The sequence below is a fragment of the Bradyrhizobium sp. KBS0727 genome (assembly GCF_005937885.2).
GTDB lineage: Bacteria > Pseudomonadota > Alphaproteobacteria > Rhizobiales > Xanthobacteraceae > Bradyrhizobium.
Window position 1 is genome coordinate 5,183,986 of the sequence record NZ_CP042176.1, and the last position, 16,901, is coordinate 5,200,886.

Sequence of the window (16,901 nt, forward strand, 5' to 3'; positions counted from 1 at the left end):
GGCCCTGCGTCCCCCGGTTGTGAGGCCCATCATCTTCAGCCGGAGCGCCGTCCTTGACGATCAATTTCCTTTATGCGCAGCTATTTCAAACAACAACATGTCCCTTGGGAGGAAATCTTGGGAGGAGATATGGTCGCGCTTCTGCGAACGCTTGCCGGTTCCGGCCTTCTGATTGCAACAACCGTTCTGGCACAGGCCGCGGACCCGGTGAAACTGCGCGTGGCCGACTCGTTTCCGAAGGGCCACTATCTGGTCAAGCTAATCCTTGAACCCTGGATGGAAGAGGTCACGAAGCGTACCAACGGCGCGGTGACCTTCGAGCACTATCCAGCCCAGCAGCTCGGCAAGGCGACCGACATGCTGAAGCTGACGCAGACCGGCGTCGCCGATATCGGCTATGTCGCCCCGGCCTATACGTCGGACAAGATGCCGGTCTCCGAAGTGGCGATGCTGCCAGGAGCGTTCGAGCATTCCTGCCAAGGCACCCTCGCCTACTGGAAGCAGGCGCGGACCGGCGTGATCGCGGAGCAGGATTATACCGCAAACAACATCCGCCTGCTGCTCGCCGTGAGCCTGCCGCAATACCGCATCTTCACCGTCAAGAATCCGGTGAAGGATCCCGCTGATGTCACCGGCCTGAAATTGCGCTCCACCGGCGGCGCGCAGGACCTTACCCTGCGCGCGATCGGCGCCGTACCGGTGCGCATGGCGGCCCCCGACGCCTATGAATCGCTGTCGCGCGGCACCATGGACGGGCTGCTGTTTCCGCTCGAGAGCGTGGTCGCCTATGGCGCCGACAAGCTCGTCAAATATTCCACCGACGGCGTCGGCTTCGGCAGCTTCATCGTCTCCTATTCGATCAGCGACAGCGCCTGGAAGAAGCTGACTCCGGAGATCCAGAAGGCGATGGTCGATGTCGCTGAAGAGATCATTCCTTCCGCCTGCCAGTCGGTGCAGAAGTCGGACGACGAGACCAAGAAGTCGCTCGAAGCCAAGGGCATTCGTTTTGATGCCCTCTCGCCTGAGGTCAACGTCAAGTTCAAGGACCTGATGAAGGGCGTCGCCAAGACCTGGTCGGAAGGACTGGACGGGCGCGGCAAGCGCGGCAGCGACGCGCTGAAGGAATTCGACGCGGCGGTAGCGGCCATTTCCGCCAAATAGACGCAAGACGCGGTTCGCCGCAGCCTGCAAGATAGGCACCTGGGGAGGTGAATTTTGCTCGACGGAATATTAAAGGTGCTGGCCACGATCGAGAAGATCGCCTCGACCATTGCCGCGGTGTTCATGTTTGCGATCATGATCATCGTGTTCGGCGACGTCATCATGCGCTACGCCTTCAACAAGCCGTTCTCGTGGGCCTATGACCTGATCTCGCTGTATCTGATGGCGGGTATTTTCTTCCTGGTTCTCTCCGAGGCTTACACCGACCGCGCGCATGTCAGCGTGGATATACTGCAGCAGAAATTCTCGCCGCCGATGATCCGCCTGTCCGAGATCGTCACCTGCATCGTCGGCATCACGGTGTTCGCGCTGATCGCCTATCTCGGCTTCCTGCGCGCCGCCGACAGCTTCCGCTCCTCCGACGTCATGGCCGGCGCGATCCCGTGGCCGATGTGGCCCTCGATCGGCATGGTACCTTTCGGCGCCGGGCTCATCACTCTCCGGCTGGCCGCGCACCTGATCGGTCATGTCCTCTCACTCGCCACCGGGCGCGCCGTGATCGCGCTGCCTGCCGCCCACGCCGCCGGAGAAACCTTCGAATGATTCTCACTCTGGCGATGGTGGTGCTGTTCGTGCTTCTCGCGATCGGCACCCCGGTAGGCTTTGCGATGGCGGGCTCGGGTGTCCTCGGGCTCTATCTGATCGGCGGCATGCCGATGCTGTCAGGCATCCTGCAGACCGCGCCGCTGTCGGCGGTGACGTCTTACGAATTGATCACCATCCCGATGTTCCTGCTGATGGCCGAGTTCGTTCTGGTCAGTGGCATTGCCGACGATCTGTTCAAGGCGACCGCCGCCTGGGTCGGCAAGATCCCCGGCGGTCTCGGCATGGCAACGGCGCTCGCCGGCGCAGGGTTCGGCGCGATCTGCGGCACCAGCACGGCGTCGGCTGCAACGCTGTCGGCAACCAGCCTGCCCGCGATGCTGAAGCAGGGCTATGAGCCGAAAATGGCAGCCGGCGTGGTCGCCATTTCAGGCACGCTCGCAATGCTGATCCCGCCGTCGGTGGCGCTCGTCATCTATGGGCTGCTCGCCGAAGTGAATATCGGCGCGCTGCTGATCGGCGGCGTCATCCCCGGCATTCTCGTGACTTTCACCATCATGGCCACCGTCTGGTTCCTGGCCTGGCAGGATCCGTCGCGTGCGCCTTCGGCGCCCGCGGTTTCGCTCGCCGAGAAATTCCGGATGCTCCGGGTGGTCGGTCCGATGCTGTTGCTGTTCGGCATGGTGACCGGTGTGATCTATACCGGTGTCGCGACGCCGACCGAAGCCTCGGCCCTCGGCGCATTCGGCGCCTTCGTGCTTGCGATCTGGAAGGGCAAGATCAATCCGCAGTCGCTGCGCAGCGCGCTTTTGCGCTCGGCTCACGGCACCTGCATGATCGCAATGATCCTGTTCGGCGCCTCGATCTTTGGCTACTTTTTTACTCTGACGCAGGTGACGCAAAATCTGGTGGCCTGGGTCGGCGGCCTGCATGTCGCCCCCTGGATCATCCTGACCATCATCCTGTTCGGCTACATCGTGCTCGGCTCCTTCATGGACCAGATCGCGATCCTGGTGCTCACGGTTCCGATCGTGCTGCCGCTGATCAAATCGCTGGGCTACGATCCACTCTGGTTCGGCGTCATCAAGATCGTCACTGCCGAGGTCGGCATGATCACGCCGCCGGTCGGACTGAACTGCTTCGTGGTGGCACGCTATTCGGGACGACCGGTCGCTGAAGTGTTCCACGGCGTGTTTCCGCATTTCGTCGCCCATCTGTTCGCGATCGCGATCCTGGTGGTCTGGCCGCAGATCATTCTCTGGCTGCCCATCAAGATGGGTTACTGAGGCAACAACAATAACGGGAGCGAAATCTCATGATCGCAGGTCTCAACAAACGATCCGTCCTTGGGCTGACCTTCCTTGCCACCGCGGCATACCCCGCCGCGGCGCAGGAGAAGATCACGCTGCGCCTCGCCGAGAGCCTTCCTGCTGGTCACGTCATTCATGAACTGGTGGCCAAGCCGTTCATGGAGCTGGTGACCAAGGGCACCAGCGGGCAGGTGACATTTCAGGAATACCCCGCCGAGCAGCTCGGCAAGGCCAAGGACATGGCGCAACTCACCGTCGCCGGGGTCGCCGACATCTCCTATATCGTCCCGTCCTACTCGTCGGAGAAATATCCGTTGACCGCGGTCGCCGAATTACCGGGCATCTTCCAGACCGAATGCCAAGGCTCGCTCGCGTTCTACAAGATTTCGCATAATGGCGGAATCCTGGAGACCAAGGAATTCGGACCCAATCAGTTGAGGCCACTGGTGACCATCGCGCTGCCTGCCTATCAGATCCAGCTCGCCAACAGCCGCGAGGTCAAGACCGCCAAGGATCTCGAAGGTCTGAAGATCCGCACCACCGGCGGCGCCATGGACCTGATGATGCGCTCGATCGGCGGCGTTCCCGTTCGTATGGCCGCGCCCGAGATCTATGAATCGCTGACCCGTGGCACCCTCGACGGCCTGATCTTTTCGTACCAGAGCTCGGTGTCGTACGAGTTCGGCAAGATCCTCAAGTCCGGCACCGAGGGCCTGAACTTCGGCACAGCGATCTTCACCTATTCGATCGGCGAAGCCAAATTCAAGTCGCTACCCGAGAACGTCCGCAAGGTGCTGGTCGAGGCCGGTGAGCAGACCACGCGCGAAGGCTGTAAGCGCTTCGAGGATGGCGAACTGGCGGCGGCCGAGAAGATCAAGTCGCAGGGCATGAAGGTGATCAACTTCAGCGCCGAGGACAAGAAAGTGTTCGACACCGCGTTCAAGGCAGTGGCTGAGGACTGGGTCAAGGACATCAACAAGCGCAACAAGCCCGGCACCGAGGTGTACAAGGCCTTAACCGAGGCTTTGGCCGCGGGCCATTGACCGGGCATCCCGTGACAAGCACCACAACTTCCGCGCCGGCGGGACCGCTCGCCGGCGTCAGGATCCTCGATCTCACCAGTGTGATGATGGGTCCCTATGCGACCATGATCCTCGGCGACTACGGCGCCGACGTCATCAAGGTCGAGAGCCCCGACGGCGACGTCATGCGCTTCGCCGCCCCGATGCGTCATCCCAAAATGGGCGCGATGTATCTGCAGGGTAATCGCAACAAGCGCTCCATCGTGCTCGACCTCAAGAAGCCCGGCGGGCGCGCGGCGTTGCTCCGGCTGGCAGCGACCGCCGATGTCTTCGTCCACAATGTCAGGCCGGCGGCGATGGCCCGGCTCAGGCTCGGCGCCGACGATCTGCTCGCGATCAACCCGCGGCTGGTCTATGCCAGCCTGCACGGTTTTGGCGAAACCGGTCCCTATGCCGGACGGCCCGCTTATGACGACCTGATCCAGGGCCTGACCGCATTGCCGGCGCTGACCGGAAAGATCACCGGCGAGCCGCGCTACTCGCCGGCCACGATGGCCGACCGGATCGTCGGGCTGAATGCGGTCCACGCCATCCTGGCGGCGCTTTTTCACCGCGAGCGCAGCGGCGAAGGCCAAGCCATCGAAATCCCGATGTTCGAAACCATGGCGCAGTTCGTGCTTGGCGATCACATGGCCGGCCGCAGTTTCGAGCCGCCGATCGGGCCAGCAGGCTATTCGCGGTTGCTGTCGCCCGATCGCCGGCCCTACCAGACCAGCGACGGCTATGTCTGCGCGCTGGTCTACTCCGACAAGCAGTGGAATGCGTTCTTTCGCCTGATCGGCCTCGTCAACGAAGCCGACCGCGACCCGCGCCTGAACGGCATCAGCGCGCGCACGAGGAACTACGACTTCGTCTACGACTGGTTTTCGCAAGTGATGAAGACCCGCACCACGGCCGAATGGATGGCGTTTTTCAACGAGGCCGACATTCCGCATGCGCCGATGCACGACCTCGACAGCCTGATCGACGACCCGCATCTCGCCGCGGTCGGATTGCTTCACACCATCGACCACCCGACCGAAGGCCCGCTGCGCGTCGCCGGCCCCGCCGCGACCTGGAGCAAGACCCCTCCCTCGATCCGGCATCACCCGCCGCGGCTTGGCGAGCATGGCGGCGAGATCTTGCGCGAGGCCGGGTTTTCGGAAGACGAAATTGCAGCACTTGCGGTGGAAGGCGCATTGATTGAGTCGGACAACACCGATCTCAATCAGTCATCCTGAGGCGGGAGCCTTGCGGTGCACTTGCACCGCTGGGCGAGCCGCGAGGGTGCGCGGCCCGGCTGGAGGCCGTCGCCCTTCGAGACGGCCGCGTTGCGCCACAGCTCCCTCTACGTCATTGCAATGACGGGAACGGGACCTACCACGCGTCGATGCACGGCCGCTTGCGGTGGTTGCGCGGTTCGGGCTTCGGCACCGAGCGCAGGCCGGACATGATCCAGTGCCTGGTATCGGCGGGATCGATCACCTCGTCGATCTCCAGCACCGAGGCGATCGAGACCGCCTTGCCGTTGGCATAGAGCTCGGCGACCTTGGCCTTGTACCAGTTCTCGCGCTCGACGGGATCGGCGATCGCTTCCATCTCCTTGCGGAAGCCGAGCCGCACATAGCCTTCCAGGCCCATGCCGCCGAACTCGCCGGTCGGCCATGCCACCGTGAAGAACGAGGCGTGGAAGCCGCCGCCGATCATGGATTGCGCGCCGAGACCGTAGCCCTTGCGCAACACGATGCCGAACAGCGGCACGGTGAGGCTGGCGCCGGTCACGAACATGCGCGCGACGTGGCGCACGATCGCGGTCTTTTCCGCCTCGGGACCGACCATGAAGCCCGGCGTGTCACACAGCGACACGATCGGAATATCGAAGGCGTCGCAGAGCTGCAGGAAGCGCGCGGCCTTGTCGCCGGCCGCGGCATCGATCGCGCCGCCGAGGTGCTTTGGATTGTTGGCGATCAGGCCGAACGGCTTGCCCTCGATGCGGATGAACGCCGTGATCATGCCGACGCCGAAATCCCTGCGGATTTCCAGCACCGATCCTTCGTCGGCGACGAGATCGATGACGGTCCGGATGTCATAGACCCGCAGGCGATTTTCCGGAATCGCCCGCCGCAGCAGCCGCTGGTCCGGCGCTTTCCAGTCCGCGACCGCGCCCTGGAAATACGACAGATACTTCTGCGCGACCGAAGTCGCCTCCTCCTCGTCCTCGACGAGGATATCGATCACGCCATTCGGCGACTGGAACGACACCGGGCCTACTTCGGCCGGGTGATAGACGCCAAGGCCGCCGCCCTCGATCATCGCGGGGCCGCCCATGCCGATCGATGCATTTTTCGTCGCGATGATGACGTCGCAGCAGCCGAGCATCGCGGCATTACCCGCGAAGCAATAGCCGGAGACGACGCCGATCACCGGCACCAGCCCGGACAGTTTTGCGAACTGCACGAACGACGGTCCGTCGAGGCCGGTCATGCCGAGCCGGTCGGTATCGCCGGGACGGCCGCCGCCGCCTTCGGCATAGAACACCAGCGGCAACTTCCACTGCTCGACCAGGCCCAGCATGCGGTCGATCTTCTTGTGGTTCATGTGGCCTTGCGTGCCGGCCAGCACGGTATAGTCGTAGGAGATCACCATGCAGCGCGCGCCCTCGGCGCCGAATTTGTCGGCGTTGACGGTGGCGACGCCGGAGATCAGGCCGTCGGCCGGCGTGTTCATGATGAGATCGTCGACCTTCCGGCGGCGGCGTTGCGCCGCGATCGCCAGCGAGCCGTATTCGACGAACGAGCCTTCGTCGACCAGTTGCGCGACGTTCTCCCGCGCCGTGCGCTGGTTGGTCTTGCGGCGACGCTCGACCGAGGCCGGGCGATTTTCATCGAGCGTGATGGCGTGGCGCGCGATCAGCTCGGCCAGGTCAGGGCGGATGTGATCGAGATCGACGGTCTCTTCCTCGGCTATGTCATGGGCGTCGATCTCGGCGGGTTCGAGATACAGGATCGCCTCGTCCTGCATCAGGGTCACGCCGGCGCCCGCAATCACCTTGGTCACCTTGCCGCCGTGTGGCGCCGTCACCAGATGCTCCATCTTCATCGATTCCAGCACGGCGATCTGCTGGCCGGGGCGCACGAGATCGCCTTCCCGCACCTCGATCGCGACGATGGTGCCCTGCAACGGCGCGGGGACCGCAACCGAACCAGCGGGGCCTGCCGTCGAGGTCTCGGCCTTGGGCGCGCCGTTCTCGGCCGCGCTGCCGGCCTCGGCGAGCAACGACTCCGCCGTGGTTTCCCTGGCGGCGCCGACCAACTCGGCGGCATGTGCATCGATAAAACCGGTGCTGACATGGTTGGCGGCAAAATCCGGATGCGCCAGGATCGCGGCCAGGAACGGAATATTGGTGGCGACACCGCCGATCCGGAACTCGCGCAGCGTTCGCTGCGCCTTTTGCACCACGTCGGTCCATTTCCCGCCCGGCGCATGCACGATCACCTTAGCGAGCAGCGAGTCGAAGGCGGCGCTGGTCCTGTAGCCGGAGTAGCCAAACGTATCGACGCGCACGCCGGGGCCAGACGGCAGGTCGAACATCGACAGCGTTCCGCCGGTCGGCTTGGTAGCCCCGGTCTCGTCCATCACTTCCATGTTGACGCGGAGCTGCATGGCGTAGCCGCGCGGCTTTGGGATATAGGCCTGCGCCAGCCCGAGCGAGCCCAGCGTGGCGCCGGCCGCGACCGCAAGCTGCGCCTGCACCAGATCGACGCCCAGCACTTCCTCGGTCACGGTATGCTCGACCTGAAGCCGCGGGTTGGCTTCGATGAAGGCGAACGCCTTGTCGTCGCCCTTGTCTTTTCCCTGAGCCTCGTTATCGACTAGAAATTCGAAGGTGCCGAGGTTGCCGTAGTTCGCGGCAGCCGCCAGCTTCTTGGCGGCATCGATGATGCGCGAACGCAGGCCATCGGTCAGCGAGGGGCTCGGTGCCACCTCGATCAGTTTCTGGTTGCGGCGCTGGATCGTGCATTCGCGCTCCCAGAGATGGCTGACCGCGCCATGCTGGTCGCAGATGATCTGCACTTCGATGTGGCGGGCATTGCGGATCAGCCGCTCGACATAGACGCCGTCGCTGCCAAACGCGGCCTTGGCCTCGGACTGGCAGCGCGCATAGGCCTCGTCCAGCTTGGCGGCATCCTCGACGATCCGCATGCCGCGGCCGCCGCCGCCGGCGATGGCCTTGATCATCACAGCTGCGCCGTCGCCCTGGGATGCGAAAAAGGCCTTGACGTCGTCGAGGCTGGTCGGTCCCTCGGTTCCCTCGATGATGGGGACGCCGCACTGCGTCGCCAGCGCCTTGGCCTGCCCCTTGTCGCCGAACAGATCGAGCGCCTCGGGCGACGGACCGATGAAGACGATTTGCTCTTCCGCACAACGCCGCGCCAGCGCCGAGTTCTCGCTCAGGAAACCGTAACCGGGGTGCAGCGCATCGCAACCCGTGGCCTTGGTGGCGGCGATGACCGCCTCGATGTCGAGATAGGCGCGCGCGCCCCGCCCCGGGATCTCGTGGGCCGTGTCGGCGCTGCGGACATGCAGCGACAGCGCGTCGTCGGCCGGATAGATCGCGACCGTCGCAAGGCCGGCTTCGCTCGCAGCCCGCGCGATGCGAATGGCGATCTCGCCGCGGTTGGCGATCAGCAATTTCTGAAAGGACATGAATGCTTCCGTTTGGGCTGTGGCGTGGTGGCGTTAGCGATCTCTCATGGTCGGATCGAGCACGATGCGCAGGGATTCGCCGAGGGCATTGAATGCCAACGAGACTACCAGAATGGCAAGCCCCGGCGCGTACATTTGCTCGGGCGCGATCTCCATATACTGGTAGGCGCGGGCCAGCATGGCGCCCCAGCTCGGGTTCGGTGGCTGGATACCAAGGCCGAGGAAGCTCAGGCTGGCCTCCGCCAGCAGCGCCGCAGCCAGCAGCAAGGTCACCTGGACGATGACCGGCTGCAACGCGTTCGGCAGCACATGCTTCCACAGGATGTGCCAGGCCGGCGCGCCGAAACACCTGGAGGCATCGACATAGAGCTCCTGCCGCACGATCAGCGTGCGGGCGCGGACAATTCTGGCGAGTGCCGGGAACATCACGATGCCGATCGCGATCATGCCGTTGGTCAGGCCAATGCCGAGCGCGCCGGTGACGGCAATCGCCAGCACGATGGCCGGGAACGACAGAAAGGTGTCGATGACGCGGCTGATGATGTCGTCGGTCCAGCCGCCGAAGAAACCGGCGGCGAGCCCGACCGGCAGGCCAATGGCGACGGCGACGCCGACCGCGAGTAGGCTGGCATAAACCGTGGCCGGGGCGCCGTAGATCAGCCGGCTAAAAATGTCGCGGCCGAGATCGTCGGTGCCGAGCAGATGTTGCGGCCCCGGCGCGGCCAGCATGTTATTGACGTCCTGCGCGGTCGGCGCATAGGGCGCGATCCAGGGCGCGCCGATGGCGACGATCACCAGCGCCAGCAGCACGAGGATCGCCAGCGCCGCGCGCAGATCCCCCGACAGCCAGCGGAACAGGCGTTGTGGCCTCCCCGGCTCGGCCTGCGGTTTGCGTGTGGCGAGCGACAGATCTGTCATTGCTCGATCCTCGGATCGACGGCGGCGCATAAGAGATCGGCGATCAGGTTGACCGCGATGACCACGATCACCATCGTGAACACCACGCCCTGCACGATCGGAAAATCGCGCTGGATGGCGCCGCGCACGATCAGGCTGCCGAGGCCGGGTACGGCAAACACCGCCTCGATCACGACGGTCGCGGCCAGCATGCGGTTGACCAAAAGGCTGATGATGGTGAACAGGTTGACGCTGACGTTCTTCAGGCCGTGCTGCCAGAGGATGCGCGACATCGACAGGCCCTTGGCGTGCAGGGTCCGGACATATTGCGATGACAGCACTTCCAGCAGCGAGCCGCGCAACTGCCGCGCCACTTCCGCCATGCCGTAGGCGGCAATCGCGATACCGGGCAGCAACGCGTGGCGGATCGCGTCGAGCGGCGACACGCTGAACGATTTGGCGCCGGTCGCCGGCAGCCAGTTCAGTTTTAGCGAAATCTCGGCGACCAGGATCATTGCCAGCCAAAAGCCGGGAATGGCGACACCGAGCGAGGCGATCAGGCTGACCGTCTTGTCGATCCAGCCATTGGGTTTGACCGCGGCGATCACGCCCATCGGGATGCCCGTCACCAGCGCCAATACCAGCGCAATCGCCACGATCAGCAGCGTGTTGGGAAAGGCGCGGCCGATCGAGGTCGCGACCTTCTCGCCCGTCAGCAGCGATTGCGAGAGATCGCCCTGCACGACGTTGCCGAGCCAGGCGCCATACTGCACCAGGAACGGCCGGTCCAGGCCGTAAAGGTTTCTGATCTCGGCAATGCGGGTGTCGGTGGCGTTGTCGCCGGCCAAGGTCACCGCGATGTCGCCGGGCACCAGCTTGAGCAGCGCGAACACCATGAAGGTCGCAAGCAGGATGACGGGCAACGCCTGCAACAGGCGGCCGCCGATCACCCGTGCCGGACTTCGTCGCGCCATGAACTAGCTCTCCAGCCAGACGTCGTCGTATTTCGGCTTGCCGAGAAGATTGGGCCTGTAGCCTTGCACCTTCTTGTTCATCGCCACCAGTTCGAACTGGAACGCGAGCGGCAGCACGAACGCATTTTCCATCACCAGCCGCTGTACCGTCGCAAACGCCTTGCTGCGGGTCTCGATATCTTCCGACGCCCGCGATTCCTTGATGGCAGCTTCGAGTTCCGACGGTACCGGTGCGCGGCCGCCATTGTAATAGGCGTCCTTGGTGAACATCAGCGAGTAAGTGAGGCTGGGATCGGGGCGGCCGGTCCAGGCCGCGAGCAGGCCCGAGTGGCGCTTCTCGGGGCCGAAGAAAGCGGCGGACGCCTCCGCGATCGGCGCGTTGACGAACTTCACGTTCATCCCGGCCTTGCGGAACATCTCGATCAGGATTTCCTGGCGCTGCACCGAATCCTGATCGTTGTAGCCACCGATCTCGATCGCGGTGCCTTCCTTGAAGCCGGCCTCGGCCAACAGCTTGCGTGCCTTGTCGGGATCATAAGGATAGAGCGCGGCCACCGACTTGTCGTAGGCCCAATGCGCCTTCGGCAGGTTCATGTAAGCGGGCTCGGCGAGGCCGGCGAGCGCCGCCTTGACGAAGGCTTCGCGATCGACCGCGAAATTGAACGCCTGCCGCACCTTGATGTTGTCGAACGGCGGCTTCGCCCAGTTCAGGAAGATCTGGAACACGTAGAGTGTCGGCCCGTTGAAGACCTTCACCGAGGGGACGCGATCCATGATCGCCTTCTGGCGCGGCGGCAACTGGTAGATCAGGTCGTTCTGGCCGGCGGTGACCGAGCGCGCGCCGGTGGTCAGTTCCGGAATGATCGAAAACTCGATGCCGTCAGGATAAGGACGGTTCGGCTTCCAGTATTTCTCGTAGCGCTTGACGACGATCTTTTCGCCGTCGGCCCAGCTTACGAAGGCATAGGCGCCGGTGCCGACCGGCGTACGATTGAGGCTGCCGGCTGCGGCCGCTTTCAGCGCGGTCGGCGAGACCATCATGCCGGCACGGTCGGACAGAATGCCGGGCAGCGCCGCATCCGGCGTGCTCAGCTTCATCGTCACCTGCATTGGGCCAGTAACCTCGGCCGATGCCATCGAAGCGAGATCGGCCTTGATGTTGGATTTCGCATCGCTCTTGTTGCGCTCGAGGTTGAACTTCACAGCTTCGGCATCGAGCGGCGTTCCGTCGTGAAAGGTGACGCCGGCGCGGATGTTGAGCACCAGCGTATTCGGATCAGTGAACTTCCAGCTCTCGGCGAGACCCGGCTTGGGCTTCAGCGTCTCGAAATCCCATTCGGTCAGTGTGTCATACATCGTGAACAGGAAGGCGTGATCGGAGCCGGCGCCGCCGGTGGCCGGATCGAGGCTCGACGGATTGGCCGGCGCCGAGATGCGCAAAGTTCCGCCGCGTTTCGGTGTGGTTTGCGCGAAGGCGCTGCCGCTCAGCGTCACGCCGGCCAGCGCGCCAGATATCAGCGCCATCAGCTCGCGTCGGGTGGTGTGGGTCATGGCTAGTCCTCCGGCAGTTAGTTCGGCGAAAAATTCGGACGATCGGCGAAATGGCAGGCGACCCAGTGATCGGGCAACAGCTCGCGCCAGTCCGGCGTCTTCTCGGCGCAGAGATCCTGCGCATACTGGCAGCGGGTACGGAACCGACATCCCGACGGCGGATCGATCGGGCTCGGGATTTCACCCTGCAGCATGATCCTGGCAGCGCCGCGCATGGTCGACGGCAACGGCCGCGGTTCGGCCGACAGCAGCGCCTGAGTATAGGGATGCAACGGCTTTTCCGAAACCTGTTCCGTGGGCCCGAGCTCGACGAAGCGTCCCAGATACATCACGGCGATGCGCTCGCTGATATGCGACACCACGGCGAGATCGTGGGTGATGAAGACGTAAGTGAGCCCGAGGTCGCGCTGCAGCTCGGCGAACAGATTGAGCACGTCGCCGCGGATGGACATATCCAGCGCCGCCACCACCTCGTCGCAGACGATCAGTTTCGGCCGCAAGGTCAGCGCCCGCGCGATCACCACGCGCTGCTTCTGGCCGCCGGACAACTGATGCGGATAACGCGCGCCGATATCCGGAGGCAGGCCGACCCGGTCGAGCGCCTCGCGGGCCCGCGTCAATCGTTCGGCTTTGGTGCCGGCGCGCGCCAGTTCCAGCGGCTCCAGCACCGAGGACAGGATCGTCATGCGCGGGTTGAGCGCGGCGTTGGGGTCCTGAAAGATGATCTGGTAGTCGCGGCGGTGGCTCTGGAACTGCTTGCGCGGCATCGCCAGCGGATCGACGCCGTTGTGCAGGATCGCGCCCGCGCTGGGCTTCAACAAAAACACCAGCGCGCGGCCGATCGTGGTCTTGCCCGATCCGGATTCGCCGATGATGCCGAAGGTCTCGCCGCGGCGAACGTCAAAATTGACGCCGTCGACCGCCTTGACCGTGGCGCGGCGGTCGCCGGTCTGGAACTGGACCTGCAGATCGCGCACCGAGACAATTGAATCCTGGACAATGGAGTCGTTCGTAATATCGGCGGCCGGGGCGTTCATGGGCGGGCGACCATCGCTGCAATCGGCGCCGTGGCCGCATGCTGCAGCGCGCCGGGCAGATCGAGTTCGGCAAAGCGCCAGCAGCGCACCTTGCGGCCGCCCCCGGCATCGCGCAATTCCTGCTCGGCCTCGCAAGCCTGCACCGCGTGCGGACAGCGCGCCTTGAACCGGCAGCCGTTCGGCATATCGGCAAGGGAAGGTACTCTCCCGGGAATCGACGGCAGCTTGCCGTGGCGCGGACTCAAATGCGGCAACGAGCGCAGCAGCCCCGACGTATAGGGATGCAGCGGCCGCACCAGCGCGGCGTCGACGCCGGCGTCCTCGATCACCTCGCCGGCATACATCGTGATCATGCGGGTACAGGTCTCGGCGACGACGCCGAGGTCGTGCGTGATCAGCATCAGCGCGGTGTTGGAGGTCTCGCTGAGGTCGCGCAGCAATTCCAGGATTTGCGCCTGCACGGTGACGTCAAGCGCGGTGGTCGGTTCGTCCGCGATCAGAAGCTGCGGACCGCAAATCAAACTGGCTGCGATCATCACCCTCTGGCGCATGCCGCCGGACAATTGATGCGGATAATCGTCGATGCGCCGCTCCGGCGAGGCGATGCCGACACGGCGGAGCATATCCAGCGTGCGTTCCCTCGCCTCCTCCTTGCCGACGCCGGTATGGATGCGCAGGGTTTCAGCAATCTGGTGGCCGACGGTGAACACCGGATCGAGCGCGCTCATCGGCTCCTGGAAGATCATGGCGATGCGGCGGCCGCGGATCGCGCGCATGGCACGGCCGGAGCATGTGGCGAGATCGACCCCATCGAACAGGATCGAGCCGTCGAGGCCGGCCATATTGTTCGGCAACAGCCGCAGGATCGAAAGTCCCGTAATCGTCTTGCCGCAGCCGCTTTCGCCGACGATGCCGACGCGCTCGCCGGGCGCAATGTCGAAATCGATCTTGCGCGTCGCCTGCCAGACGCCTTGCGAGGTCTTGAAGCGGATGCCGAGGCCGCGCACAGACATCAGCGCCTGCGGGCTAACCGCAATCGCTTCCGCCTCGCGCTGTGCCGACCGCGCCGTTGCCATCAGCCTGCCGCCCGCTTCTTCTCTTTCACGAGCTGTTCTTCCATCAGCATCTCGGTACCGATGATGCCGTCGCGCGTGAGCTGCGCGATCTCGGCCTCCGACAGCCCGAGCAGGCCGCCGAGGATTTCGTTGTTGTGTTCGCCGAGCGTCGGCGGCGCGCGACGGATGGCAAACGGTGCTTCGTTCTCGCGGAACGGCATCGACGGTTGCGGATGTTTGCCGATGAAGGCGCGGTCGACCTGCTGGATGAAGCCGCGCGCGCGCAACTGCGGGTCTTGCAGAAGTTCAATCGGCAGCCGCGCCACGCCGGCGGCAATGCCCGCCGCCTGCAATTCCTTCATCGCCGCTTCCGGATCGCGCGCGGCGGTCCACGCCGCAATTGCGGCCTCGATCTCGCTTTCGATCACGCGCCGCCCCGCGGCGGTTTTCAGCTTCGCATCGAAGGCCCAGTCGGCGCGGCCGAGCAGCGTCGCCAGCTTCGGCCACATCGCGTCGCTGGAAACCGCGACCATGATCCAGTTGTCGGAACCGGAGCAGGGAAAACAGCCATGCGGCACGAAATCCGGATGACGGTTGCCGTATTTCAATGGTTGCTTGCCATCGATCGAATGCGCGGTGATCCAGGGCGCGGCAAACGGCATCATGCATTCGATCTGCGCCAGATCGATGAACTGGCCCTTGCCGGTGAGTTTGGCGTGGATCAGCGCCGTGAGAACGGCGGCGCAGCCGTTGAGGCCGCCGACGGCATCGCCGAACGCCGTATGGCTCATGACCGGCGGACCCAGGGGATCGCCGACCACGCTCGGCAGGCCCGAACCTTGCTCGAGCGTCGAACCATAGGCGCGGCAGTCGCGGTGGCTGCTGCCGGCGCCAAACGCCGACATCGACATCATAACGAGTTTTGGATTGAGCTTGCTCAGGACGTCGTAGCCGAGGCCCATCTTCGGCAACACCTCGACCGAATAATTGTCGACCACGAGATCGGCGTCGGCCAGCAGACGCTTGGCGAGCGCCAAGCCCTGCGGCCGGGTCAGGTCGAGCGTGATGCCGCGCTTGTTGCGGTTCATGATGCAGTAGCGGACCGACTTCTCGTACATCTGCTCCTGGACATAGGCCCGACGGCGGTCGACGCCGCGCCACCAGTCCGGATATTGTGTCGCCTCGATCTTGATCACGTCGGCGCCGAGATCAGCCAGCGTGCGCGTGCAGACCGGGCCGGCCCAGCCCATCGAGAAATCGACCACACGAATGCCTTCGAGCGGCAGGCGTTTCTGCCCCTGCGGTGCCGGCGCCGTTGCACGAACGGCCTCGGTGACATGGGCGCTGCCCATCATCTGCTCGCCGATATCGGGAACCGCGCCGCCCTTGCGCGGCGGCGTTCCGGTCAGGCGCTGCATCGAACCAGCCGTAAAACCGCTCTCGTCGCCGATAATAACCGGCACGATCGCGCCGCGCGCCTTCTTTTCCTCATCGGCGACGAGATCGGCGATCTCAGGCACCGGCACGATCGGGATCTTGCGCCGCAAGCCTTCCGCGAACCATTCCTGCGCGGTGCGCGTCTTCAGCTTCGGGATGAATTGGCTCTCGATGACATCGACATGCTGCAAACGGTCGACGCCGAGAAACAAGGAGGCGTCGTCGCGCAAGTCAGGCAATCCAAGCATCTCGCAGAAGGAACGCCATTGCGCAGGGGTCACCGTGGTGACGCCGAGCCAGCCTTGTTTGGTCTCGTAGATGCCGACCGGAAAGGTCGGCCAGAACCTGTTGACGCCGATCCGCCGCATGATATCGCCGCGTGAGAACGCCTCGAACATGATGTATTCGGTTACGGCGATCGAGGACTCGAAGATGCTCAGGCGGCTGCTGCGGCCGCGCCCATCCTGCATCCGCCCTAGCACCGACGAGGCGGCGGCGATGAAACCCCAGAGCCCGGCGAAGATGCCGGTCTGGAAATCCGGCGCGTACATTGGCGTTCCCTCGGCGGGACCGACCAGTTTGACAAGGCCGACCAGCGCGCGAATCGTGGAGTCCGTCGCCTCGAATTTGGCGTAGGGCCCCTCGCCGCCGAACCAGCTCGCCTCCAGGTGAATGAGGCCGGGATGATGCCGCCTGAGTTCGGCGAGTTCGATCGCAGGACAATCCGCCGCATCGACGTCGCGGCCGTCGAGCAGGATGTCGCAGCCGGCGATCAGTTCGGCCAGGCGCGATACCGCCTTCGGGTCATTCGGATCGAGCGCGATACTCGACTTGTTGAAATTCAGAAACGCAAACCACGCGCTGTTGCCTTTCGGCGTCAACGGCGCGGCGCGGCGCAGCGGATCACCCGCCGGCGGTTCGATCTTCTGAACATTGGCGCCGAAATCCGCGAACAGGCGGGCGCAATAGCTCGTTGCGGCTGCGCTCCCGATTTCGACAATCCGCAGATGCGACAACGCGCCCATCACGCTTCCTCATGGCCAAACGACCGGCACAAAGTGATTGCCGGTTCAATTTCTTGTTGGCGACCATGAAACCGCGCCCGCCT

General features: G+C 64.3%; 12 protein-coding genes. 5 read left to right on the forward strand and 7 right to left on the reverse strand.

All coding sequences use genetic code 11. The features are described 5' to 3' along the window. Window positions 1-129: 129 nt before the first annotated feature. The 5 genes from dctP (FFI89_RS24355) to FFI89_RS24375 are packed head-to-tail and all read left to right on the forward strand — an operon-like array spanning window position 130 to window position 5,376. A complete protein-coding gene (gene dctP, locus FFI89_RS24355; protein WP_138830130.1) occupies window positions 130-1,161 on the forward strand; it encodes a TRAP transporter substrate-binding protein DctP in 1,032 nt (343 codons plus the stop codon). Between the two features lie 54 nt (window positions 1,162-1,215). Next, on the forward strand, window positions 1,216-1,764 hold the full coding sequence (locus FFI89_RS24360) for a TRAP transporter small permease (RefSeq protein WP_138830131.1): 549 nt from the start codon (window positions 1,216-1,218) through the stop codon (window positions 1,762-1,764). Continuing rightward, entirely contained in the window at window positions 1,761-3,050 is a 1,290-nt protein-coding gene (locus tag FFI89_RS24365) for a TRAP transporter large permease (protein WP_138830132.1), read from the forward strand. The genes FFI89_RS24360 and FFI89_RS24365 overlap by 4 nt, the downstream gene beginning before the upstream one ends. 29 nt (window positions 3,051-3,079) lie before the next feature. Beyond that, window positions 3,080-4,117 carry a TRAP transporter substrate-binding protein DctP gene (gene dctP / locus FFI89_RS24370; protein WP_138830133.1) on the forward strand — a complete coding sequence of 346 codons (1,038 nt, stop codon included), beginning with the start codon at window positions 3,080-3,082 and terminating at the stop codon, window positions 4,115-4,117. Between the two features lie 11 nt (window positions 4,118-4,128). Continuing rightward, window positions 4,129-5,376 (forward strand): CaiB/BaiF CoA transferase family protein, encoded by a 1,248-nt coding sequence (locus FFI89_RS24375; RefSeq protein ID WP_371721683.1) that lies wholly within the window; start codon window positions 4,129-4,131, stop codon window positions 5,374-5,376. Window positions 5,377-5,512: 136 nt separating this feature from the next. Here FFI89_RS24375 and FFI89_RS24380 read toward each other — a convergent pair whose 3' ends face one another. Genes FFI89_RS24380 through FFI89_RS24410 form a run of 7 tightly spaced genes read right to left on the reverse strand, consistent with a single transcriptional unit; the run spans window position 5,513 to window position 16,818 of the window. Further along, window positions 5,513-8,842 (reverse strand): carboxyl transferase domain-containing protein, encoded by a 3,330-nt coding sequence (locus FFI89_RS24380; RefSeq protein WP_138830134.1) that lies wholly within the window; start codon window positions 8,840-8,842, stop codon window positions 5,513-5,515. Between the two features lie 33 nt (window positions 8,843-8,875). Continuing rightward, entirely contained in the window at window positions 8,876-9,760 is an 885-nt protein-coding gene (locus FFI89_RS24385; RefSeq protein WP_138830135.1) for an ABC transporter permease, read from the reverse strand. Continuing rightward, on the reverse strand, window positions 9,757-10,713 hold the full coding sequence (locus tag FFI89_RS24390; RefSeq protein WP_138830136.1) for an ABC transporter permease: 957 nt from the start codon (window positions 10,711-10,713) through the stop codon (window positions 9,757-9,759). Before FFI89_RS24390 ends, FFI89_RS24385 begins: the two co-directional genes overlap by 4 nt. Before the next feature lie 3 nt (window positions 10,714-10,716). Then, a complete protein-coding gene (locus tag FFI89_RS24395; RefSeq protein WP_138830137.1) occupies window positions 10,717-12,264 on the reverse strand; it encodes an ABC transporter substrate-binding protein in 1,548 nt (515 codons plus the stop codon). A gap of 17 nt (window positions 12,265-12,281) precedes the next feature. Then, complete coding sequence (locus FFI89_RS24400) at window positions 12,282-13,301, reverse strand: ABC transporter ATP-binding protein (protein WP_138830138.1); 1,020 nt, start codon at window positions 13,299-13,301, stop codon at window positions 12,282-12,284. After that, window positions 13,298-14,377, reverse strand: a complete 1,080-nt coding sequence (locus FFI89_RS24405; RefSeq protein ID WP_138830139.1) for an ABC transporter ATP-binding protein — start codon at window positions 14,375-14,377, stop codon at window positions 13,298-13,300. Before FFI89_RS24405 ends, FFI89_RS24400 begins: the two co-directional genes overlap by 4 nt. Beyond that, window positions 14,377-16,818 carry a CaiB/BaiF CoA-transferase family protein gene (locus FFI89_RS24410; protein ID WP_138830140.1) on the reverse strand — a complete coding sequence of 814 codons (2,442 nt, stop codon included), beginning with the start codon at window positions 16,816-16,818 and terminating at the stop codon, window positions 14,377-14,379. The genes FFI89_RS24405 and FFI89_RS24410 overlap by 1 nt, the downstream gene beginning before the upstream one ends. Window positions 16,819-16,901: the final 83 nt, after the last annotated feature.

Bases quoted from the DNA above. Each gene is read 5' to 3' on its own strand.
- dctP (WP_138830130.1), top strand. From the start codon at position 130: ATGGTCGCGCTTCTGCGAACGCTTGCCGGTTCCGGCCTTCTGATTGCA.
- FFI89_RS24365 (WP_138830132.1), top strand. From the start codon at position 1,761: ATGATTCTCACTCTGGCGATGGTGGTGCTGTTCGTGCTTCTCGCGATC.
- dctP (WP_138830133.1), top strand. From the start codon at position 3,080: ATGATCGCAGGTCTCAACAAACGATCCGTCCTTGGGCTGACCTTCCTT.
- FFI89_RS24380 (WP_138830134.1), bottom strand. From the start codon at position 8,842: ATGTCCTTTCAGAAATTGCTGATCGCCAACCGCGGCGAGATCGCCATT.
- FFI89_RS24385 (WP_138830135.1), bottom strand. From the start codon at position 9,760: ATGACAGATCTGTCGCTCGCCACACGCAAACCGCAGGCCGAGCCGGGG.
- FFI89_RS24390 (WP_138830136.1), bottom strand. From the start codon at position 10,713: ATGGCGCGACGAAGTCCGGCACGGGTGATCGGCGGCCGCCTGTTGCAG.
- FFI89_RS24395 (WP_138830137.1), bottom strand. From the start codon at position 12,264: ATGACCCACACCACCCGACGCGAGCTGATGGCGCTGATATCTGGCGCG.
- FFI89_RS24400 (WP_138830138.1), bottom strand. From the start codon at position 13,301: ATGAACGCCCCGGCCGCCGATATTACGAACGACTCCATTGTCCAGGAT.
- FFI89_RS24405 (WP_138830139.1), bottom strand. From the start codon at position 14,377: ATGGCAACGGCGCGGTCGGCACAGCGCGAGGCGGAAGCGATTGCGGTT.
- FFI89_RS24410 (WP_138830140.1), bottom strand. From the start codon at position 16,818: ATGGGCGCGTTGTCGCATCTGCGGATTGTCGAAATCGGGAGCGCAGCC.